The organism is Enterococcus sp. DIV0774, assembly GCF_050539095.1.
Classification (GTDB): domain Bacteria; phylum Bacillota; class Bacilli; order Lactobacillales; family Enterococcaceae; genus Enterococcus; species Enterococcus faecalis.
The window spans coordinates 1,618,275-1,637,488 of record NZ_CP172923.1; the positions used below are offsets into that span (position 1 = coordinate 1,618,275).

17 protein-coding genes are annotated in these 19,214 nt (G+C 36.6%); 5 read left to right on the top strand and 12 right to left on the bottom strand.

All coding sequences use genetic code 11. From position 1 onward, the window contains the following. Positions 1-139: 139 nt before the first annotated feature. From IGL86_RS07875 to IGL86_RS07905, 7 genes are all read right to left on the bottom strand, one after another. On the bottom strand, positions 140-985 hold the full coding sequence (locus IGL86_RS07875) for a hypothetical protein (protein ID WP_033625520.1): 846 nt from the start codon (positions 983-985) through the stop codon (positions 140-142). Then, complete coding sequence (locus IGL86_RS07880) at positions 978-1,505, bottom strand: 5-bromo-4-chloroindolyl phosphate hydrolysis family protein (RefSeq protein ID WP_033625525.1); 528 nt, start codon at positions 1,503-1,505, stop codon at positions 978-980. Before IGL86_RS07880 ends, IGL86_RS07875 begins: the two co-directional genes overlap by 8 nt. A gap of 286 nt (positions 1,506-1,791) precedes the next feature. Next, positions 1,792-2,511, bottom strand: coding sequence for an MIP/aquaporin family protein (locus IGL86_RS07885; RefSeq protein ID WP_002357140.1), 720 nt, complete (start codon positions 2,509-2,511; stop codon positions 1,792-1,794). Positions 2,512-2,518: 7 nt separating this feature from the next. Next, on the bottom strand, positions 2,519-4,348 hold the full coding sequence (gene glpO, locus IGL86_RS07890; RefSeq protein WP_002379559.1) for a type 1 glycerol-3-phosphate oxidase: 1,830 nt from the start codon (positions 4,346-4,348) through the stop codon (positions 2,519-2,521). Positions 4,349-4,368: 20 nt separating this feature from the next. Continuing rightward, positions 4,369-5,874: a glycerol kinase GlpK gene (gene glpK, locus IGL86_RS07895; RefSeq protein ID WP_002357138.1), complete on the bottom strand. Its 1,506-nt coding sequence runs from the start codon at positions 5,872-5,874 to the stop codon at positions 4,369-4,371. 276 nt (positions 5,875-6,150) lie between these two features. Next, positions 6,151-7,617: a helix-turn-helix domain-containing protein gene (locus IGL86_RS07900; RefSeq protein WP_002385844.1), complete on the bottom strand. Its 1,467-nt coding sequence runs from the start codon at positions 7,615-7,617 to the stop codon at positions 6,151-6,153. Continuing rightward, a complete protein-coding gene (locus IGL86_RS07905; protein ID WP_010713292.1) occupies positions 7,607-8,941 on the bottom strand; it encodes an FAD-dependent oxidoreductase in 1,335 nt (444 codons plus the stop codon). The genes IGL86_RS07900 and IGL86_RS07905 overlap by 11 nt, the downstream gene beginning before the upstream one ends. 179 nt (positions 8,942-9,120) lie before the next feature. Here IGL86_RS07905 and IGL86_RS07910 point away from each other — a divergent pair, with 179 nt between their 5' ends. Further along, positions 9,121-9,477 (top strand): hypothetical protein, encoded by a 357-nt coding sequence (locus tag IGL86_RS07910; protein ID WP_002357135.1) that lies wholly within the window; start codon positions 9,121-9,123, stop codon positions 9,475-9,477. A gap of 33 nt (positions 9,478-9,510) precedes the next feature. Further along, the gene (locus IGL86_RS07915) at positions 9,511-9,672 is read left to right on the top strand and encodes a hypothetical protein (RefSeq protein WP_002357133.1); all 162 of its coding nucleotides are present in this window, start codon (positions 9,511-9,513) and stop codon (positions 9,670-9,672) included. A gap of 242 nt (positions 9,673-9,914) precedes the next feature. Here the strand turns inward: IGL86_RS07915 and IGL86_RS07920 are convergent, their stop codons facing one another. The 4 genes from IGL86_RS07920 to IGL86_RS07935 all read right to left on the bottom strand — a co-directional run bounded on the left by IGL86_RS07920 (position 9,915) and on the right by IGL86_RS07935 (position 14,704). Next, positions 9,915-10,355, bottom strand: coding sequence for a hypothetical protein (locus tag IGL86_RS07920; protein WP_002385841.1), 441 nt, complete (start codon positions 10,353-10,355; stop codon positions 9,915-9,917). 69 nt (positions 10,356-10,424) lie between these two features. Next, a complete protein-coding gene (locus IGL86_RS07925; RefSeq protein WP_002409761.1) occupies positions 10,425-10,961 on the bottom strand; it encodes a GNAT family N-acetyltransferase in 537 nt (178 codons plus the stop codon). Between the two features lie 69 nt (positions 10,962-11,030). Continuing rightward, positions 11,031-13,736: a cation-translocating P-type ATPase gene (locus IGL86_RS07930; RefSeq protein WP_033625519.1), complete on the bottom strand. Its 2,706-nt coding sequence runs from the start codon at positions 13,734-13,736 to the stop codon at positions 11,031-11,033. 317 nt (positions 13,737-14,053) lie between these two features. After that, on the bottom strand, positions 14,054-14,704 hold the full coding sequence (locus IGL86_RS07935) for a YczE/YyaS/YitT family protein (protein ID WP_010713287.1): 651 nt from the start codon (positions 14,702-14,704) through the stop codon (positions 14,054-14,056). An 88-nt stretch (positions 14,705-14,792) separates the two neighbouring features. Here IGL86_RS07935 and yeiL point away from each other — a divergent pair, with 88 nt between their 5' ends. The 3 genes from yeiL to IGL86_RS07950 all read left to right on the top strand — a co-directional run bounded on the left by yeiL (position 14,793) and on the right by IGL86_RS07950 (position 17,216). Beyond that, a complete protein-coding gene (yeiL, locus tag IGL86_RS07940; protein ID WP_033625518.1) occupies positions 14,793-15,458 on the top strand; it encodes a transcriptional regulator YeiL in 666 nt (221 codons plus the stop codon). Between the two features lie 71 nt (positions 15,459-15,529). Next, the gene (locus tag IGL86_RS07945; RefSeq protein ID WP_002362038.1) at positions 15,530-15,925 is read left to right on the top strand and encodes a DUF3224 domain-containing protein; all 396 of its coding nucleotides are present in this window, start codon (positions 15,530-15,532) and stop codon (positions 15,923-15,925) included. Between the two features lie 109 nt (positions 15,926-16,034). After that, the gene (locus IGL86_RS07950) at positions 16,035-17,216 is read left to right on the top strand and encodes a multidrug effflux MFS transporter (RefSeq protein WP_033625517.1); all 1,182 of its coding nucleotides are present in this window, start codon (positions 16,035-16,037) and stop codon (positions 17,214-17,216) included. 36 nt (positions 17,217-17,252) lie between these two features. On the opposite strand, the gene IGL86_RS07955 is transcribed toward IGL86_RS07950, so the two are convergent. Next, positions 17,253-19,088, bottom strand: coding sequence for an LTA synthase family protein (locus tag IGL86_RS07955; RefSeq protein WP_002357120.1), 1,836 nt, complete (start codon positions 19,086-19,088; stop codon positions 17,253-17,255). Between the last annotated feature and the right edge of the window lie 126 nt (positions 19,089-19,214).

A 19,214-nucleotide genomic window follows, 5' to 3' on the forward strand; every position in this document is an offset into this window, starting at 1 on the left:
GTCCTTAAAGTGCTACGGTTCCACCGCTGATCAGTTTTTAAGCCTGAGACGAAGATCCAAAGTGTTTTTTGTCTCAGGCTCTTACATTTTTTCAACAAAGGTATTGCTAGGCGCTACTTGAAGCTGAAAACTAGTTTCTCTATCGAGATTCCTCATCAGTAGACTCAAATTTAAAACTTTTTTCTATAAAAGCGACTTCTTTTGCGTATGTTTTTACAAAAGAAGAATAGTCTTTGGGATCTTTGACCTTTTCCAATTGGTCAACAGAGACTTCTAATTCAAATCCTGTCCCATCTTTAAAGAGATAATATTTTGAGATGTCTGTATATCCTTGATTCCGTTTTAAAATATAGCCGGTTTGTACATCAGCAATTTTATCAATTGGATATGCTTTGATAAACTCTTTACTTGTATCCAAATAATCAGAAAGACTGTTGACAAGATTGCCAGAAAGGTACATACCTGCCGATGTATAATAGTCTCTTTTTTCATAAAAACTGATATTGCCTAGATATTTTGTATCTGGATACTCCTCTGTAGAAGGTAAAATTAAAAAGTTCTTTCCGCCACTGGTTTCAATATCGGCATCGCCGATAATTTCTATTTGGTAGCCTTGATTAAATAAAAGTTTATTTTGTTCTATTGTGACTTTTAGTGGTTTTTCTAAATCAACAGGTCCAGTTGTGGTAAGTCCAGCTTCTTTTAAAGGATAAACATCTTCTGATGAAGCGGAGTAATCCCAATAATCATCTTTCTCCGCAAGATCAATATATACTATAAAGCCAATTGCTACAGCAATGCCTATCCAAACAATTTTTTTGTTCTTTTTTTGTTTTTTCTTTTTTTTCGTCTGTGGTTTTACCACTTTTTTATTGGGGTTAGGAAGTTGCTTTGCTGTTTCTGTTCTTGTGACAGGAAAAAACGACCATTTTGGCTTTTGAAAAAGTGCATCATATGTATCATAAAAATTCTTTTGTTTAGCCATTTTTTCTCTCCACTAATTTTTTTGATAAGGCAATTTCCTCAGATGCTTCGGAGACTAATTTTTCGTAATCATCTGTGATACTTTCCGACAACACTCGTATGGTACTTAAGATACCATTGGTTGCAAGTGTTATTTCTTCTGTTGACAATTTATCTTCTTTAATGCTTAAAAACCGTTCTGATGCTCGTAAAATCTCTGGTACCTTATGATATAAAAAATCACTAAAATGAGTAATTGCTTCTGGATACTTCACTAAGTGTTTAAAGATGCCCTTAGCGGAAGCAACACCCAGTTCTACTTGTTCAATTTTTTTTAAATTTCGTGACTTATTCGTTAGTTCGTTTAAATAAATAATTTGTTTTTTTAATTCGTCCATAATTCTTTGGTACATCTCTAGGTCACTGTCCGTTAGATGGTGCGTCGTTTGATATTTTTTTAGATTTTTTTTATAACGGAAATACGTACGACCATTTCTATAAGTAACCCAACCAATGTACCCAGTCCCCACTAACAAAACCATTATCCCATTCAAATCATGTACTCCTTTTTAAATTAGTATATATTACTGAATAACACACTGTCCAGCTTAAAATTGACAAATAAGTATGAAATGTTACTCCCCCAATTACTTGTGCACTTTTATTGTATCATATAGGAAAATTGTTCTGTTCCGCATTTGGACAAATTGTCTAAATGTCTAAGGGAATCTTTTTTTGTTTAATATGTAGCAAAAAACACTTGCAAGAATTGATTACTTCTCACAAGCGTTTTTTATTGTCTAAAACAACTATTTACATTTCATTTTATTAAATAGTGAATAAATAAATTACTGCAGCTAATGAAGCACCTAAGATAGGTCCCACAATTGGCACCCAAGAATAAGCCCAATCGGAATCACCTTTTGTTTTCACAGGAATAATTTGGTGCGCTAAACGAGGTCCTAAATCACGTGCAGGGTTAATTGCATAACCTGTAGGTCCGCCTAATGATAGACCTAGTCCTAAGACCAAAATCCCAACAAGCATTGGGTTAATGCCAGCCGCTAAGTCGTTTTGAGAAAAGGCTAGTAAACCAAAAACCAAGACAAATGTGCCGATAATTTCTGTTAAAACATTGGCTGGATAGTTACGGACAGCTGGACCAGTGGCGAAGGTTCCTAAAATAGCACCTTTGTCTTCTGTAATGTTCCAATGGGGTAAATAAGCTAACCAGACAACTAAACCACCAATAAAACCGCCTAGGACTTGAGCTACGATATAAGGTAAAACCATGCCCCATTCAAAGTTTCCAGTAATTGCCATCGCAACTGTTACAGCAGGATTTAAATGCGCTGGACTCATATACCCAGACATGTAAACAGCTAATGTAACAGCAGCGCCCCAACCTAAAGCAATAACGACCCAACCAGAAGCAAAGGCTTTGCTTTTCTTCAAGTTAACTGCGGCACAGACGCCATCCCCTAGTAAAACTAAAATCATCGTTCCGAAAAATTCACCGAATAATTGTGTCATCATCGAAGTTCCCATTTTTTCTTCACCCTACTTTCAAATTTTTTAAATCTGATTCTTCAATTACTTTTTCTAATGTTTCAATGTGTCGTGCTCTTTCTTCCGCTGTCCATTGATAATGCTGTGCCATTTCTTCAATGACTCCCGCTTTCACTTGGTCCAAGCGATCACGCATAAATAATAAGTGGTTGGTCCGTCGTAATAAAAAGTCGACGGGTGTTAAAGCCATTTCTTCTTCCATCGCATAGTTTAAAGAGACAGTTTCTGTTAAGGTTAAACCAGGAATTACTTTGGCATCATCAATCATTTCAAAAACAGTTGGTACGTTGGAGCCATATAAATGAGCTAAGTATAATGCATCCTTTTCACTTAACCCTTTAGACACGCCATGTTTTGCCAACGCTTCTAATTCTTCGTCTACCGTTGCAGGGTTCAATTTCCCGCCTGAAACTGGATAGTTTTTAGAATCAATTAAGGTGAATTCTTTCTGGTATTCTTCTGCTAAGATGGTTTGAATCATTTTCATCGCACCTTCTGCCATTTTACGATAATCTGTTAATTTCCCACCAGCCAAAGTGAGCAAGCCATCCGCTGATCTTTCCAATGAGCTGCCTCGAGAGACAGCTGAAGGATTGACTTTATTTTCCACCAAACTGTCTTCCAGATGGTTTAGGACTTCTTCAATTTCTCGTTTATCTGTTTGGTTTTTTTGGTATCTGTCAACGACATCAATGACTTCATCAATACTTTTATCTGAAAGTTTGCCATTGTTTCCCCCGTTATAATCTGAGCCACCGTTAGCAGAAATTAAAGGTCGCAAGCCAGCCCAGCTGGCTTCAATATCATCAATTGTCAATTGTACCTCTGGATAACGATTATTGACTACTTCCAATAGGTAATCCACATCACTTTGTTCTACTGTTGGATGTTGAAAGTCTCCATGGTAATCTGTATCCGTCGTCCCAAAATATGTTTTTTCTTCTCTTGGAACAACGAAGACCATGCGGCCATCTTGTTTACCTGTATCAAAATACGTTGGTTGAGGAACATTTAAACGGCTTTTGTCGACAACTAAATGAACCCCTTTGGTTGGACGCATTTGTGGTGTAAATGAATCGTTTTTGTCTAAGCCTCTTAATTTATCTGACCAAGGACCAGTAGTATTAATCACAACATCTGCGTGAATCTCAAACTGTTCGTCAGTTAGTAGGTCCTTTGCTTGAATGCCAGTAATTTTCCCTTCATCATTGTATAAAAAGCCCACCGCTTGAACCCGACTCACAGCATGCGCCCCGTCAGCTACTGCTTGTTTAATATTTTCAATAACTAAACGAGCATCATTATTTCGGTAATCTAAATAAACACCGCCACCTTGTAGACCTTCACTTTTTAGTTGTGGCTCACGTGCCAAAACCTCGTCTTTTGTTAACAGATAGTTGGCGTACTTGGTACCTGTTACATCAGCTAACTGATCATATAAATCCATTGCTATTTTGACAGAAAATAGATTAAATGTTGCATTTGGCTCATCATAAATCGGCAATAACATGGGATCCGCTTTAGGGATGTGTGGCGCAATGGATTGAACGACGGCTCGTTCTTTCACTGTATCTGCTACCACCTCCACGTCAAACGTTTTCAAATAGCGGATACCACCATGAACTAATTTGGTTGATCGTGAAGAGGTGCCCTCTGCGAAATCCTGCATTTCAATTAACCCTGTCTTCATTTTAGCGGCACTGGCTTGCAGGGCAACCCCTGCGCCAGTAATGCCACCACCAATAATTAAGACATCTAAGTGTTGTGTTTTTAAAGCGTCGATTGATTGTCGGCGTGTTTCTATTGAGAAAGTCATAGAAAATTCCCCTTTTCCATTTACTTATTTTTACGTTTGAATTGTTGGGTAGCTGCTACTGCTTGTTGCCAACCTTCATATAAATCTTCTCGTTCTTCTTCCGCCATAATTGGTTCAAATTGTTGTCCTTCTTCTTGGAATGCTTTGATTTCTTCTAAGTCTTTCCAGAAGCCAACCGCTAAGCCCGCCAAGAAAGCTGCGCCTAAGGCCGTTGTTTCTAAGTTATGGGCTCTTTGAACAGCAGTGTTTAAAATATCTGCTTGGAATTGCATCAAGAAATCATTGTTTGCTGCTCCACCGTCTACTTTTAAGACAGGAATGTCTATGCCTGTATCTTCTTTCATCGTGTCAATAATGTCACGAACTTGATACGCAACTGCTTGAAGTGTCGCTTTGACAAAATCTTCTCTCGTGGTACCGCGTGTTAATCCAAAGACAGCCCCACGCGCTTGTGAATCCCAATATGGTGCGCCCAAACCAGTGAATGCCGGAACCACATAAACTTCATTGTGCCCTGTTGACGCTTTGGCTACTGCTTCAGATTCAGCAGCCGTTTGCAACATTTTTAAGCCATCTCGTAACCATTGAATCGCTGAACCAGCCACGAAGATACTTCCTTCCAAGGCATAATATACTTTGCCGTTAATGCCATAGCCAATAGTGGTAAGCAGATTATTTTTAGAAAGTTGAGGTTCTTCGCCAGTGTTCATGACAATAAATGAGCCTGTTCCATAGGTATTTTTAACCATCCCAGGTTCAAAGGCCATTTGACCAAATAAAGCGGCTTGTTGGTCACCAGCCATCCCAGCGATAGGTACTTCACTTCCGTAAAAATGGTAATTTTTTGTTAATCCATACACTTCAGAGTTCGAAACGACTTTCGGTAACATCACTCGTGGGATATTTAAAAGATCCAAAATTTCTTGATCCCAATCTAAATCATGGATATTAAACAACATCGTCCGACTTGCATTTGAATAATCAGTGACATGAGTATCTCCCGTTAATTTCCAAACGAGCCAAGTGTCAATTGTTCCAAACATCAATTCTCCATTTTCTGCACGTTCTTGCGCACCTTCTACGTGATCTAAGATCCAACGAACCTTTGTTGCTGAGAAATAAGCATCAATGATTAACCCAGTTTTTTCATGAATCATTTCGCTGTAGCCATCTTCTTTTAGTTGATCAGCAATAGGTGTCGTTTGGCGTGATTGCCAAACAATTGCGTTATAAATGGGTAACCCAGTTGCTTTGTCCCAAACAACGGTTGTTTCCCGTTGGTTTGTAATCCCAATTCCGGCAATATCTGTAGGTTTCACTCCTGACTCAATTAAAGAACCTGCAATAACGGATTGAACAGAATTCCAAATTTCATTGGCATTATGTTCCACCCAGCCTGCATTAGGAAAATATTGAGTAAATTCCTTTTGTGAACTACCAATTTTGTTTCCTTTTTTATCAAAAATAATTGCACGAGAACTAGTCGTTCCTTGATCAATCGCCATAATGTATTTTTCTTCTGCCATGATAATTCCTCCTAAACGTTTTTGAAATCGTTTTCTTTATGTCCCTATCTTACAAACAAAAGACTAACTAAACATGTCAAAAACTTTTTTTATTTTAAAAAAATTGAAAGGATTTCTACTAAAACCAACAAAGACAACGCTTTCAATAATACTTTTATTATCTCTAATTTTTCAATAAAAAGAAACATTTTTGTTTAAAAAAGCCTAATTTTCGACTTTTAGTTGTAAAAAGGCTGGTGCGAGGATCAGACAATTTCCGTCACACCAACCTTTTGTTTATTTCTCCCGCAAGGTGCGTATTTTCTTTTTTAATTGTTGCACATCATAGGTCGAACTTAATTCTGACAAAACATAGACTTCCGGTGTTCCTTGATAACTCGTTTGCTGATAATTGGTCACAATTAAATCATATGTTTGTTCAGGCTGATACCTCTCCACCAGCGTGCCATTCATATTTTTAAGACTAAGCATTAATACTTGTGTTAACGCCGCTTGATAAAGAGCATCCATTGCTAAATGAATTCCAATTTTTATTTCACCAATCATTTTAAATTCAATTAATGCCAACACGCTTAAATATTTGACCAGAGAAAGTTCATGCAAACTATCTCCTGGTTGATACGTTTCATCAAAACAAGCTAAAGCTTTTTCTAATAACGTTGTTGAAAAAGAAGCTAATTCCCGACTAGATAATTGCTGTTCTTTTTCCCAGATATGGGCCCGATCAAAAACTTCCAATTCTCCTTTAAAAAAATAGAGTTTTCCATGAATTTGTGAAAAATAGTAAGCCATGGTTTTCTCAAGAGTAGGTTCAAATTTATGGGGCCGATAATACAAGACCACATTTTCCAAGATAAACGTATCAGCTAAAGAAACAGCGGAACGACGTCCCCGAATTAAGGAATATTCATCAAAAGCTGATTCTGGTAAGACCGACATTGTGATTAGAAAAACAAAATGAATCATGCTTTCTCCTTCGTCTAATTCTAATGAATAGCGACTAGAAAAACGGAAAAACAATTGTCGAACTTGCTTAAATAACGGATCTTCTTTAAAATCAATCATTTTCTTTCTCAATTGTTGATATTTTTTTGAAGTAACCGCTAGGCGCTTTTTCGTAATACTCAACCAAAGGCTAACTTTTAACGCATTATGTTCATTAAAAGTAAAACCTAAGCCAGTTTCAATCCCTTCAATTATCCGTTTATTTAACGGGGACATCGTTTTTTTCTGGTGTGTTTCATAGGGAGTAATATACCAATACAACTGAAAGTAAAAGTAACGAATCTGCAATTCTTCTCCCTGTAGTTGTCCATTTTTTATTTGCAAATCAAAGGCGGCTAACAATTGATTGAGTTCCTTAATCTTTCGAAATAAAGAAGACTCACTAATCATAAATTTAGTCGTTAATTGAACAATAGAAAACTCTTTATTACGATATAAATAATCTAAAAGTTGAAATTTAAGAGACTCTTTTACAAATGCTTCAATTAAATGATTCAACGAAAAAAAATCCGATAAGGTGATTGATAGCTGTTGGCCATCATAAGTAAGCTGACAATCCTGTCCAAAAGGTTTCAAAAAATAATGTAAATCCTCTAAGTCTTTTTCAAAGGAGGCTTTTGTGACCGCTAAAAATGCTGTTAAATCAGAGACTGAGCAGGTACCGCCTGCTAAGATGGTTTGTTGCACCGTTAATAATTGTCGCATCGCTTTCTTTTCCAATAACGTCTCAACTTTCATCGTTCTCTCTCCAATAAGCCGAAGCACCCATCAAATTTGTAATATCATAAATATTGGTTAAGGAAGGTTGATAAAAATAATCTTTTTGTAATAGGTCTGTCAGTGTCTGACCTGTTTGGATACTTAATGCTAACGTATTTATTTTTTCTAAACAATTGTTTTTTGAACAAAGCTGTGCCCCAAGGACCCGTTGTGTCACTTTATCATAGATTAATTTGCCTAAAATTTCTGTCCCATGTTGTAGAGGCGGCGCTGGCTGTCTAACAATTACGGAAGCAAGTGTTTGCGGAAAAAATAAACCTTCCGTTTCGGTTAGACCTGTACTAGCAAGGTAATAGTCCCCCACTTTTGTTCCCATTGTTCGCAAAGAGCCAATGAATCGGTGTGTTTTTTCTTCTAAATTGTTGGCGACTACTAAGCCAGTTCGTACCGCATTGTTCACTAACGGAGCATAAAAAGTTTCCGCGACTGGTTCATTCATAACTGAAATGCAATCTCCGATGGCAAAAACATTCGGCACTGAAGTTTGTAAATAAGGATCCACCGCGATTGTCTGATCCAGATTTCGTTGAATTTTTTTATCCAAATAGGCTAATTGAGGATGTAAGTTTAAAGCAAAAATCCCACTGTCACAAAAAATTTCCTGCTCGCTTGTTTCAAGAACAATACCATTTGCTGTTTCTTCAATTCCTAGGACCGTTTCTTCAAAATGGAAAATTACTGCTTGTTTTTCCAAAGATTTTTGAACATCTGCAACCATTTCTTTATCAAAATATTTAGGCAATAGATTTTCTAAACTTTCAAAGACATGGACCGTTTTCTTCATTTTCACAAGAAAATCAATAGCTTCCATTCCAATGGGTCCTGCACCAATGACGGCTACTGTCTGGCTCTTTTCCAGTAATGGAACAGCCGCTAAAGCACCTGATAAAAATTTATATTTGAGTAATTTTTCTGTTTGACTACCACGAATTTGCGTGGAAAACTGGCTCGCGCCTGTCGCTAAAATCAATTTATCATAAGAATACCACTGTTGCTCTTCCTTTTGTGCCCAAGCAATCAATTGGTTCTCAACATCCATTGCCACGACTTCTCTATTTAAAAGCAACTGAATCTTTTGACGACGTAATTCCTCTTCCGTTATGTAACGTGCTTCGTGTAATTCATTGATGGTATGATTAAAATACGCACTTAAGCCACCAGATAAATACCCCACTGTTGCTTGTTTGTCAATTAAAGAAATTTCTGCTTGGGGATATTTTTTCCTTGAAGCAATTGCTGCGGAAATACCTGCGAATGATGCACCAATAATCACAATTTTCATTTGTTTCCTCCTCTGTCAGGACCTATTATACTTCTCTCAGTTTATCATGATTAAAAAGAATGCTAAAGCAACAACTATAGTTTTCCCTTAAAATAATTATTTTTGCTGAGCGCATTGCTTTTCAAGCACTTTCATTTTCATTTATAATAAATGTTACTACTGTTTGAGGAGGAGTTTTCATGTCTGCAACGAAAGAGCAATTGGAACTATTTTTATTTTATTTATCTGAAACCCATACAAAAAGTTTATCTTTACATGACTTAGTTACAAGTCGACCACGCCCAGAAGAAGCGCGTATTTTATTAAATATTAACGAGGTTTTCACTTACTACCATAGCGCTCGTGTTCTCTACACAAGTGTTCCTGCTCTTGAAAACAACAAGTCTGAGCCTTTTTTCCAAGCCTTCGAAAATTTTTATTTTGAATTAAAACAACATTTTTTCAATGAAGAAGATGAAACCAATCAATTGAATGAACGTCTAGAGGAAATGAAAATTGCCTTTGAACAATTGACGGATGACTACAATGTTCTATAATAGAAGAGAACAATTCGTTGAGAAGGGGTCCTTATGAAGCAAGAAGAAGTGATTGAACGTTTAAAAGAAGAACTAAATTTGCCATTTTTTAATGGTACGCTAGAAGAAAAGAACTATTCTGAAGCAGATTATCAACAAATCAAGAAAGAGTTAATTCAATACTTTGATGATTATGTGCGAAATGTTGAAAATTAACAAGCTAAAACAACCTTTGATTTTAATAAAATCAAAGGTTGTTTTATTATTAAATAAAAAAAATAACAAAAAAAACCACCGGCAGTTTTGCCGATGGAAAAGGAGTATTTACTCAATAAGAGTAAAATGAAAAATAAAAAGGTTGTTGTTGGTATGAATTAATAATACAATACACTTTCTCTTTTGTCCATAAAAAAGACATGAAAAAAATATTAAATTCGTTAGTTATTTTTATTAGTTTTTTATTTTTTCAAAAGAATGTTGCTCATTCGCGTAATGGCAAAGGTTAATTCATCCGTTGCTTGATCCTGCTTTTCCTCTGAAGCATTAAATAAATCTGCATCAATGCCTGTTTCTGGATCTGTTGCTAAAATCATTTCATTGCATCCTGCTACATATTCTGTATAAGCATGTTGAAATTTTTTGTGAATGCCAAGTACTTGTGGTGTTGGTTTTAATGTTCCGACTTTTTTGAGCATTAATTCATATTTTTCAGTACCTTCTTTAAATTTTGCTTGAATTTCTGCAATTCGTTCGGCTGTTAAATCATTCACTTTATTCTTATCGATCGCTTGACGAACTTCTTCGTAATATGGATTCATGACTTCGCCAATATCTTCTGTTGTTTTAACGATATCATTAATTGTTTGAACGTAAAATCCTAAATTTGGTCTCATAACCATCCCTCTTTTCCCTTTTCTCTTTCACTCCATTTTACACTTTTTCTATTCCATCTGACAAGTGGCACTTTTTCAGTCTTTATTCTTTTGATTTTTAACAGAGAAAACATAGTGAGGCATCGTTTTGCCACGGTATGTTTTAATGTATCGATCCCTAACAAGCATCTGGTTTCGAATAGCGACATTCATAGAGGCTAAGTTCGTATCACGAATCGTTGAAATAACTTCTGGAAAATTTAATACATCGAATGCGTACTGTTTTGTCGCTGCGGCAGCTTCAATCGCATACCCTTTGTGCCATTCTTTCACACATAAATGATAACCAATTTCTGGATAGCTCTTACCTTTTACTAATTGATTGGTGAGACCACACTCGCCGATGACTTCGCCTGTTCGCTTCTTCTCTAACGCCCATAAGCCGTAGCCGTATTCTTGATAGGACTGTAAGTTCCACTTTAGCCAGTTTGCGACCTCTTCATCAGAAAAAGCGTGTTCATAGGCATACATCACATTTTCATCTTGCAAAAATTTTTTCAATTCCACTTCATCTTCCGACTGCCATTCTCTGACAATAAGTCGTTGTGTTTCGAAAATAATTTTCCGTTTCAAGCCCTTTCACTCCTTACATAAAGAAAAATTGACTGGTTTAAGTACCAGCCAATTTTCTTTTTTTATTTATTAAGCACCTTTACCTGCTTTACGTTGGAAGAACTTCACAATTTCCACAATTGGGATGATAGCAAAAGAAGTACCTGCTACAATTGCCCATTGATATGCATCTAAATGTGTAACGCTGAATAAATCATTAAATCCTGGAATAACAATCGTTGCAGCTAATAGCAAGAACGAAACAAGAATCCCATAGTTAAATGATTTGTTGCGGAATAAGCCAACTTTGAAAATTGATTGATAAATCGACTTCACATTAAAGGCATGGAACAATTGAATTAATCCCAAAGTAGCAAAGGCCATGGTTAAAGCATCGCCGTGTTGTAAATCATACAACGCTTGCGCCGATAAGTTTGTGTTAGCTGCGGTATGTGCTGGGAACATAATTGACATTTTATACACAATCAAAGTCAATGCCCCTTGCGTAATCCCTTGATAAACAACACTGCTTAAAACGCCGCCAGAGAAGAAGTTCGATTTTTTACCACGAGGTTCATGGCTCATCACATCACGTTCTGCTGGTTCCACACCTAACGCAATCGCTGGGAAAGTATCCGTTACTAAGTTAATCCACAATAAGTGAACAGGTAACAAGGTATCCCAATTGAGCATTGTTGCAATAAACAAGGTTAATACTTCCCCTAAGTTAGCTGAAAGTAAATATTGAATCGTTTTTTGGATATTTGAGAAAACTTTACGTCCTTCTTCTACTGCCACAATAATTGTTGAAAAGTTATCATCGGCAAGGACCATATCTGAAGCACCTTTTGATACTTCTGTTCCGGTAATCCCCATACCAATGCCGATGTCAGCAGCTTTTAAGGCTGGGGCATCATTTACGCCATCACCAGTCATCGCAACCACTTTTCCTTCTTGTTGCCACGCTTTAACAATCCGAACCTTGTGTTCTGGTGAAACACGAGCATAGACAGAGTAGTTTCCCACGACTTGTGAGAATTTTTCATCTGACAATTCATTTAATTCAGCGCCTGTAATGACTGCATCGTCGTCGCCTTCTTTGATGATGCCTAAACGTGCCGCAATTGCTTCTGCTGTATCACGGTGGTCACCCGTAATCATAATTGGACGAATACCCGCTTCTTTCGCGACTTTTACAGCATCTGCAGCTTCTTTTCTTTCTGGGTCAATCATACCGACTAAACCAGCAAATGTTAAATCTTTTTCCACAAGTTCAGAACTCATTTCGGCTGGAATCGTCTCAACATATTTATAAGCCATTCCTAAAACACGTAAGGCTTGTTTCGCTAATGAGGTGTTTGTTTTCAAAATTTCTTGACGTTTTGTTTCATCTAATGGACTTGTTTCTCCATTTGATAAGATTTCTGTACAACGTTTCAATAATTCATCTGGTGCACCTTTGACAGAAACTAGGAAGCCACCTGTTTTTAATTCATGAACAGTAGTCATTAATTTACGATCAGAGTCAAAAGGAATCTCTGCCACACGAGGTTCAGCTGCTACTTTTTCGGTTACGTTAAACGCATGATCTAAACCAAATTGTACTAAGGCAGTTTCTGTTGGGTCACCAATTAATGAACCATCTTGAGCGATTTTTGTATCATTCGTAAAGTTCATGATTTTTAAAGCCATATTATCGGTAGGGATTTCTGTGGAAGCAGATAAAACTTGACCATCTGTATACAACGCTTCAACGGTCATTTGATTTAAGGTTAACGTACCTGTTTTATCTGAACAGATAATGTCTGTACTTCCTAATGTTTCAACGGCTGGTAACTTACGGACAATCGCATTTTTCTTGGCCATTTTTTGGGTCCCTAAAGCCAAAATAATTGTGACAATCGCTGGTAATCCTTCTGGAATTGCCGCTACAGCTAACGAAATTGACGTTAATAACATGTCAATCCATGAACGACCATTCATCATTCCTACCACAAACATCACCGCTGCAATGACTAAAATGGCAATTGTTAACATTTTACCCAATTGGTTTAAGTTTTGTTTTAAAGGCGTTTCCGTTTCTTGTTCGCTTGCTAGCATGCCAGCAATTTTACCGACTTCTGTATTCATTCCTGTGCCAACCACAACGCCAAGACCACGTCCATACGTCACATTACTATTGGAATAAGCCATATTGATTCGGTCACCGATACCAATATCGGTTCCCTCTAAGATGGTTACTTCTTTTTCAACTGGAACAGATTCACCGGTTAACGCTGCTTCTTCAATTTTTAAGCTATTCGCTTCCAATAAACGTAAATCGGCTGGAACGACATCCCCTGCTTCTAATAAAACAATGTCACCTGGCACTAATTCATCACTTTTAACAGTAATGACGTGTCCATCACGGCGAACATTCGCATTTGGTGAAGACATTTCTTTTAATGCTTCAATGGCTTGTTCCGCTTTGGCTTCTTGGATGACCCCAAAGATGGCGTTCAAGATAACAACCACTAAGATGATAATCGAGTCTACCACATCATGGGAAAAGACGGCTGAAATGACCGCTGCCGCTAATAAAACAATAATCATAAAATCTTTGAATTGCTCAAAGAATTTCACGGCAAGTGATTTTTTCTTCCCTTCATCTAGCACATTTTCCCCGTACGTTTCTAAACGCTTTTGAGCCTCCTGTGCACTTAATCCATCAGTTGTTGTGTTCATTTTCTCCAAAACAACTGTGTCGTCTTGTGCGTAAAACGCTTCAGACAATTGTGTTTTCTTTTCTTCTGACATGTTCTTCCTCCTCTATTTTTTGCAGCATCCTCCAAGTTCTATTTTACATTTCATCAAAAATAAATGAAAAAAAATAGACTTGTGTATGCTACTTCGTCGAACATACATAAGTCTCACCGTTTAAGACAACACCAGAAATTGCTTTCGGAGTTGGTGATGTTGTCACAGCATAAATACTGTCAGTTACTCCCTCATGAAAAAACTATTTAACATTGATTGGAGAACCAATGTTATGAATAATTACTTAATTAGTATACCGTTTTCCACTCTTTTTTTCAAATAAAAGTTCTGCTCATTTGAAAAAAACTGAAATCCTTTCATTCGGATTCCAGTTTCTTGATTTGTATTCGTAAAATACGCTGTTGTCCCCGCTTTCTCGACCAACTAATAACCCAAGAAAGTAAGAAAAGACTAATCACGGTTCCTTCACGAACAAAAATCGGCAAATGATAACTAATGGACAATCCTAGTGCTAAACTGACACAAAAAATATCAACTAAATAACGATAAAACTGAAAACTATAGCGCGTTCTTTCAGAAATAAGTGTACAAAATTTTTCAATAGGAAATTGCAAAACACCTAGCGCAACTACCTGTCCTGTCCCGATTCCTGCTATGATTGTCCCTAAAATAAATAGAACAATTTTAACCAAATAATTTTGAAAAACAAGCGAACCAAATAATTGATATAAGAAAAAATTAATGACAAAACCAAAGCCAATTAACGCCACCAAAATAATCAAATAGTTCTGAATTTTACGCTGCTGATCTAACAACCAACACGTGCCTAAAAAAGCGAAATTAATAGCTGTGGTAACAGTTCCGACTTTTAAATGAGTAAGTGTTGCAAAGGTCACATTAAACGCATTAAAACTGCTAACCCCGATGCCTGCTTGAATTGTCAAACTGATGCCCAATGCACTAATTAAATAAAAAAGAAACGATAGTACAATTTTTTTCTTCCACATTATAAAAACTCCTCTACTCTTGATACGTCTATTATGTGCTACAATAGAAGAAACAAATAGGAGATATCTCCTATTATAAGGAGAAAAAATGCTTAAAACAGCCTACCAACAATCACCGAAACAAGAATTAGCTAAAAATACGCCTTTTTTTAATAAAACTGATTTAAAACACAGTTTTATTATCGATTTTGAAAATCAAGAATTCATTCATCATCAAGCAGAGCCATTAAATTATCTTTTTTATTTAATCAAAGGAAAAGCGAAAATTTTAAAAACAGAACGCAATGGCCGCCAATCCATTGTTCAGTTTTTAACGACAGGTGATTTAATTGGCGATTTAACATTAGTTCAAGCGGAAACGATAACCAAGGACGTTATCGCCTTAGGTGAAACCTGTTGTTTGGCTGTACCTTTAGCTTACGCAGAAACTGTTTTAAAAAACAAGGTGCTTTTTATGCAGCAACTCAGCCATTATCTAGGGAAAAAAATGCTCCAACGGGTGGACCACTTTACAACGAATCAGACCTATGAACTAAGTTATCGGCTAGCGGAATTGCTATTGGTTGCCGCTAATCACGAAGATGTTTATAAAGAAAAACATACTGAGATTGCCGAATACTTAGGGGTTAGTTATCGCCATCTTATTTATACCTTCAAACAATTTCGAGAGCGCGGCTTTATTCAAAAACAAGGAACTGCTTATCACATCAACCGCTTAGCGTTACATTCTTTTGTGCAAAAAATGAAGAGTTAAAGTGGTGGATTGTTGACAAATAGTGCGCTTCCCGCTACCCTATTCTTATTAATAAGAAAGAAGGGACAGCAATGGAGCAAGCATCATTTACTGTATCTAGTTGGCAAGAACAACCGATTGACAATCTTAATGAAAATTTCCCAGTGAATCAAGCGAGCGCTACTTATCAATTGTCAGGGGCCTTATCTGGGACAGCTTCTGTGGAATACTTAATGACTTATCAAGGCTCTTCAATGGCAGATGGGCTTGAAGCTGTGGCTCAAGTGGTCGGTTTCCTACATTTCGAAGGAACTTATTTAGGAAAAAAAGGCACCTTTACTGCTTGCGAAAAAGGGACGTTTACACAGGGTCTTTTAGACTGCCCAGGTGAACTATTTCAAGCATCAGGTGAGCTTGCCGGTTTATCCGGTCGCTACACTTATGAATTTAGTCAAGAAGAAGCGCTTCTTCATTTAGACTTTGTATAATAAAAAATTTCAAGGAAAGTTGGTGACATTATTTTACTTATTTTAAATTTGGCGGTTGTAAAAGACAATGGGTGTTTTTGATTAGATTAAACTTTTAAGGAGAAAAATCATGAAAAACACCCGAAACACCGTCCCATCATTACTAATTATTATTTTGCTTGTGGGATTTCCACAAATCAGCGAGTCGATTTTCACACCCATTTTGCCAGCGCTTAGTTCTGCTTTTAACATTCACGATAGCGTGGCACAATTAACCATGAGTATTTATTTTGTTGCCTTTGCCGTTGGCGTTTTATTCTGGGGAATTCTATCCGATACGATTGGACGTCGCCCAGCTATGTTATTAGGAATTTTATGCTATTTAATTGGAAATATTGGCCTTTTTTTGAGTCCGACGTTTCCTTGGCTGTTATTCTTCCGTTTAATTCAAGCATTTGGTGCAAGCGTTGGTTCTGTTATTACCCAATCGATGATGCGGGAAAGCTTTAACGATCTTCAAAGAGGGAAAATTTTTGCTCAAACAAGCGCTGCCCTATCGCTATCTCCTGCCATCGGACCCTTAGTCGGCGGACTTGTTCAAACCTATTTTGGCTATCAGCATGTCTTTAGCACCTTAATTGTCATGGCTGTTCTATTACTTTTCTATAGTTTTTATCGTTTACCAGAAACCTTTCACTTAGGAAATACCTTAACGAAAGCGCCTTTTTGGTCCGTGGCGAAACGCCTTTCCTTCGATTCGAAAGTTTGGTGCTACGGCTTATTGATTGGGGGCATTAATGGTTTATTGTTTAGCTACTATGCAGAAGCTCCGTTTATTTTCATCAATCACTTTGGCTTTAGCAGTGTCCAATATGGCTTTCTTGGTTTAGTTTTAGCTGTGTCTAGTATTCTTGCTGCAGTTCTTATCAATTGGTTGCTAGGATATTGGTCAGCGGAAAAAATTGCCTTTGCTGGTTTGCTGCTAAGTATCTTTGCGGCTTGCTGTTTATTAATAATGACACAATTTGAATCAATCATTGGTCTTATTTTGTTTATTTTTCTCTTTTTCTTAGGGATTAATATTACTTTGCCCAATGCCTTAAGTATGGCCTTAAAAGGCTATGAATCTGTAATTGGTACTGCCAGTGGGATTTTTAGTTTTGTCTATTACTTGTTTGTTAGTTTCTTTACCTATTTGATTAGTTACTTTCACAATGGCACCATTTGGGTCTTACCGCTTTACTTTTTAAGTTTTGCCTGCCTGTTAGCTTTCAGCTATTATGTCATTGTTTATTGTAAAACTTTAAAATAAAAATCAAAAAACACACGAATATTTCGTGTGTTTTTTTTAGCTAAAAAATTGATTTTCTAAACTATATTGCTTCCCTGAAACAATGTCATATTGAATCAGTCGGTATTCCTCATATAGTTGTTCTTGCTTTTTATTCATTTCTACTGTTTTTTTCCATTCCCCACCGAGATAGTAATTCCCCTTTTCAAAAGCAGGCAATTGTTCTTGTACCTCATTTAGCATAGCGTAAAATCCCGATTGCGGTAAGCCGCTTTGTTGGAAAAGTGAGGGAGCAAAATAAAATGGACTAATAGTTGCTTGATGCTGATTTTTTTCTGTTAACTGGTTCGCCGTATCATACATTAGAAATTCTGTCTGGTGAAGGGCTGCCCCTTCATTCAACGCTTGAATGTTTTCATCATAAATACTTGGTAAGTGATCTCCCCAAAAAACGACTAATGTGCGTTTGGGCATTTTTTCGATTTCTTGTAGGAAATTTTTCAAAGCTTCGCTACTGTAGGCAATATCTTGCAAGTAATTATTGAGCGCGACTTGATTGCCGTTTCCTTGAGAAAAATAATTGGACGTTGTGTATTTATTTTCATAGGGCATATGTGTTTGCATAGTAACTAAATGAATGAATTGCGGTTGCTCTTTTTCTTTAAGCAGTGTCGTCACTTCCTGATACGCTGCTTGATCTGAAATGTAAGGATTATTTTCTAGTTTATCCGTATAGTTCATTGTTTTTTCATTGATAAATTGATCAAAACCTAAAATTTTATACACATCTTTTCGTTTATACATAGATGTATTGTACGGATGAATAGCCGTTGTTTGGTACTTTTGTTCCTTAAGTAATGAAACAATGGAAGGCAATTCCGTCATCTTAGGAATCATCATTGTATAAGGTGTAGTCATTTGGGCATTCATTAATTCCATCGAAAAACTTGTTAGGGCTTCAAATTCAATATTCGCAGTTCCGCCCCCGTAGTTTTGTGAAAGCATCTGGCCACTGTAAGTTTTATCAGCGATTTGCTGATAATCAGCTAAAGGATTACCAATAATGGACAAGCCTTTCAGATGATCTGGATTTGAAAAACTTTCACTCATGACAAACACAATATTGGGTTGCTCATTGCTCGGCACTGTTTTCGCCTCGGCCAACTTTTGATATTTCTGAGTAATTTCTGAAATAGCTTCTTTTGAATAACCCTTTGGTTGGTCCATAGCCTCTACTTTTAAATTATATAGAAAACCACCAATAAATCCTGTATTGTAGTAATTCATTTTTTGGCTGTAAGGAATCCATAACGCGGTTTTATTATAGGCTTTACGTAACAAATTTTGCGGATTGTTAAAATCACCAATATATGAAAATAGACCAATCGAAAGAACAAGACTTAACACACGAATTGTTTGTTTTTTCTTCGATAAAAAGAAACTTTTATAAAAGGCTTTTCCTAAGAAAAAAAGTGCTACACAACCTAACGCAACCACAAAAATAAACGGCCATAAACCAACCATTTCTTTTAATAAACTAACTTCTGTGATCATTTTTAAGTCGTCTGGATAAATAGGTTCGACACGATAAAACATCTTTTGATAGTCCGCAAATCCTAAAACACCTATTATGACACTATATAAAAGAGCGCCAACTCCTAATGAACCTGCCAAACTACATAAAAAAAGTAAAAAAACGCTTAGCACAAAACAACCTAAGAAAAACTTTTCCGTATGCCACGAAAAAGCAAACTTGAAGGCTAAATCAACAGACAAGTTATTCTGACACCATTGCAAATATAAATTACTAAAAATAATTAATAAGATGAACCCGATTCCATACAAAAGGTAGCGGTAGGGCCATCGTCTAAATTTCTCAACTCTCTTTTTCACATCAATCTCCTATTCAAAAACTAGTAATGTATTTATTTTATGCTTCTTGAAAAAGAATGTAAAGAAGTAGCTAGCAAAGAAGTCTAAGGAATGGTAAAGAAAAAATGTTATTTGTTGCAAAAATAA

Bases quoted from the DNA above. Each gene is read 5' to 3' on its own strand.
- IGL86_RS07930 (WP_033625519.1), bottom strand. From the start codon at position 13,736: ATGTCAGAAGAAAAGAAAACACAATTGTCTGAAGCGTTTTACGCACAA.
- IGL86_RS07950 (WP_033625517.1), top strand. From the start codon at position 16,035: ATGAAAAACACCCGAAACACCGTCCCATCATTACTAATTATTATTTTG.
- IGL86_RS07920 (WP_002385841.1), bottom strand. From the start codon at position 10,355: ATGGTTATGAGACCAAATTTAGGATTTTACGTTCAAACAATTAATGAT.
- IGL86_RS07900 (WP_002385844.1), bottom strand. From the start codon at position 7,617: ATGAAAGTTGAGACGTTATTGGAAAAGAAAGCGATGCGACAATTATTA.
- IGL86_RS07915 (WP_002357133.1), top strand. From the start codon at position 9,511: ATGAAGCAAGAAGAAGTGATTGAACGTTTAAAAGAAGAACTAAATTTG.
- yeiL (WP_033625518.1), top strand. From the start codon at position 14,793: ATGCTTAAAACAGCCTACCAACAATCACCGAAACAAGAATTAGCTAAA.
- IGL86_RS07885 (WP_002357140.1), bottom strand. From the start codon at position 2,511: ATGGGAACTTCGATGATGACACAATTATTCGGTGAATTTTTCGGAACG.
- IGL86_RS07935 (WP_010713287.1), bottom strand. From the start codon at position 14,704: ATGTGGAAGAAAAAAATTGTACTATCGTTTCTTTTTTATTTAATTAGT.
- IGL86_RS07945 (WP_002362038.1), top strand. From the start codon at position 15,530: ATGGAGCAAGCATCATTTACTGTATCTAGTTGGCAAGAACAACCGATT.
- IGL86_RS07910 (WP_002357135.1), top strand. From the start codon at position 9,121: ATGTCTGCAACGAAAGAGCAATTGGAACTATTTTTATTTTATTTATCT.
- glpO (WP_002379559.1), bottom strand. From the start codon at position 4,348: ATGACTTTCTCAATAGAAACACGCCGACAATCAATCGACGCTTTAAAA.
- IGL86_RS07905 (WP_010713292.1), bottom strand. From the start codon at position 8,941: ATGAAAATTGTGATTATTGGTGCATCATTCGCAGGTATTTCCGCAGCA.
- IGL86_RS07875 (WP_033625520.1), bottom strand. From the start codon at position 985: ATGGCTAAACAAAAGAATTTTTATGATACATATGATGCACTTTTTCAA.
- IGL86_RS07880 (WP_033625525.1), bottom strand. From the start codon at position 1,505: ATGGTTTTGTTAGTGGGGACTGGGTACATTGGTTGGGTTACTTATAGA.
- glpK (WP_002357138.1), bottom strand. From the start codon at position 5,874: ATGGCAGAAGAAAAATACATTATGGCGATTGATCAAGGAACGACTAGT.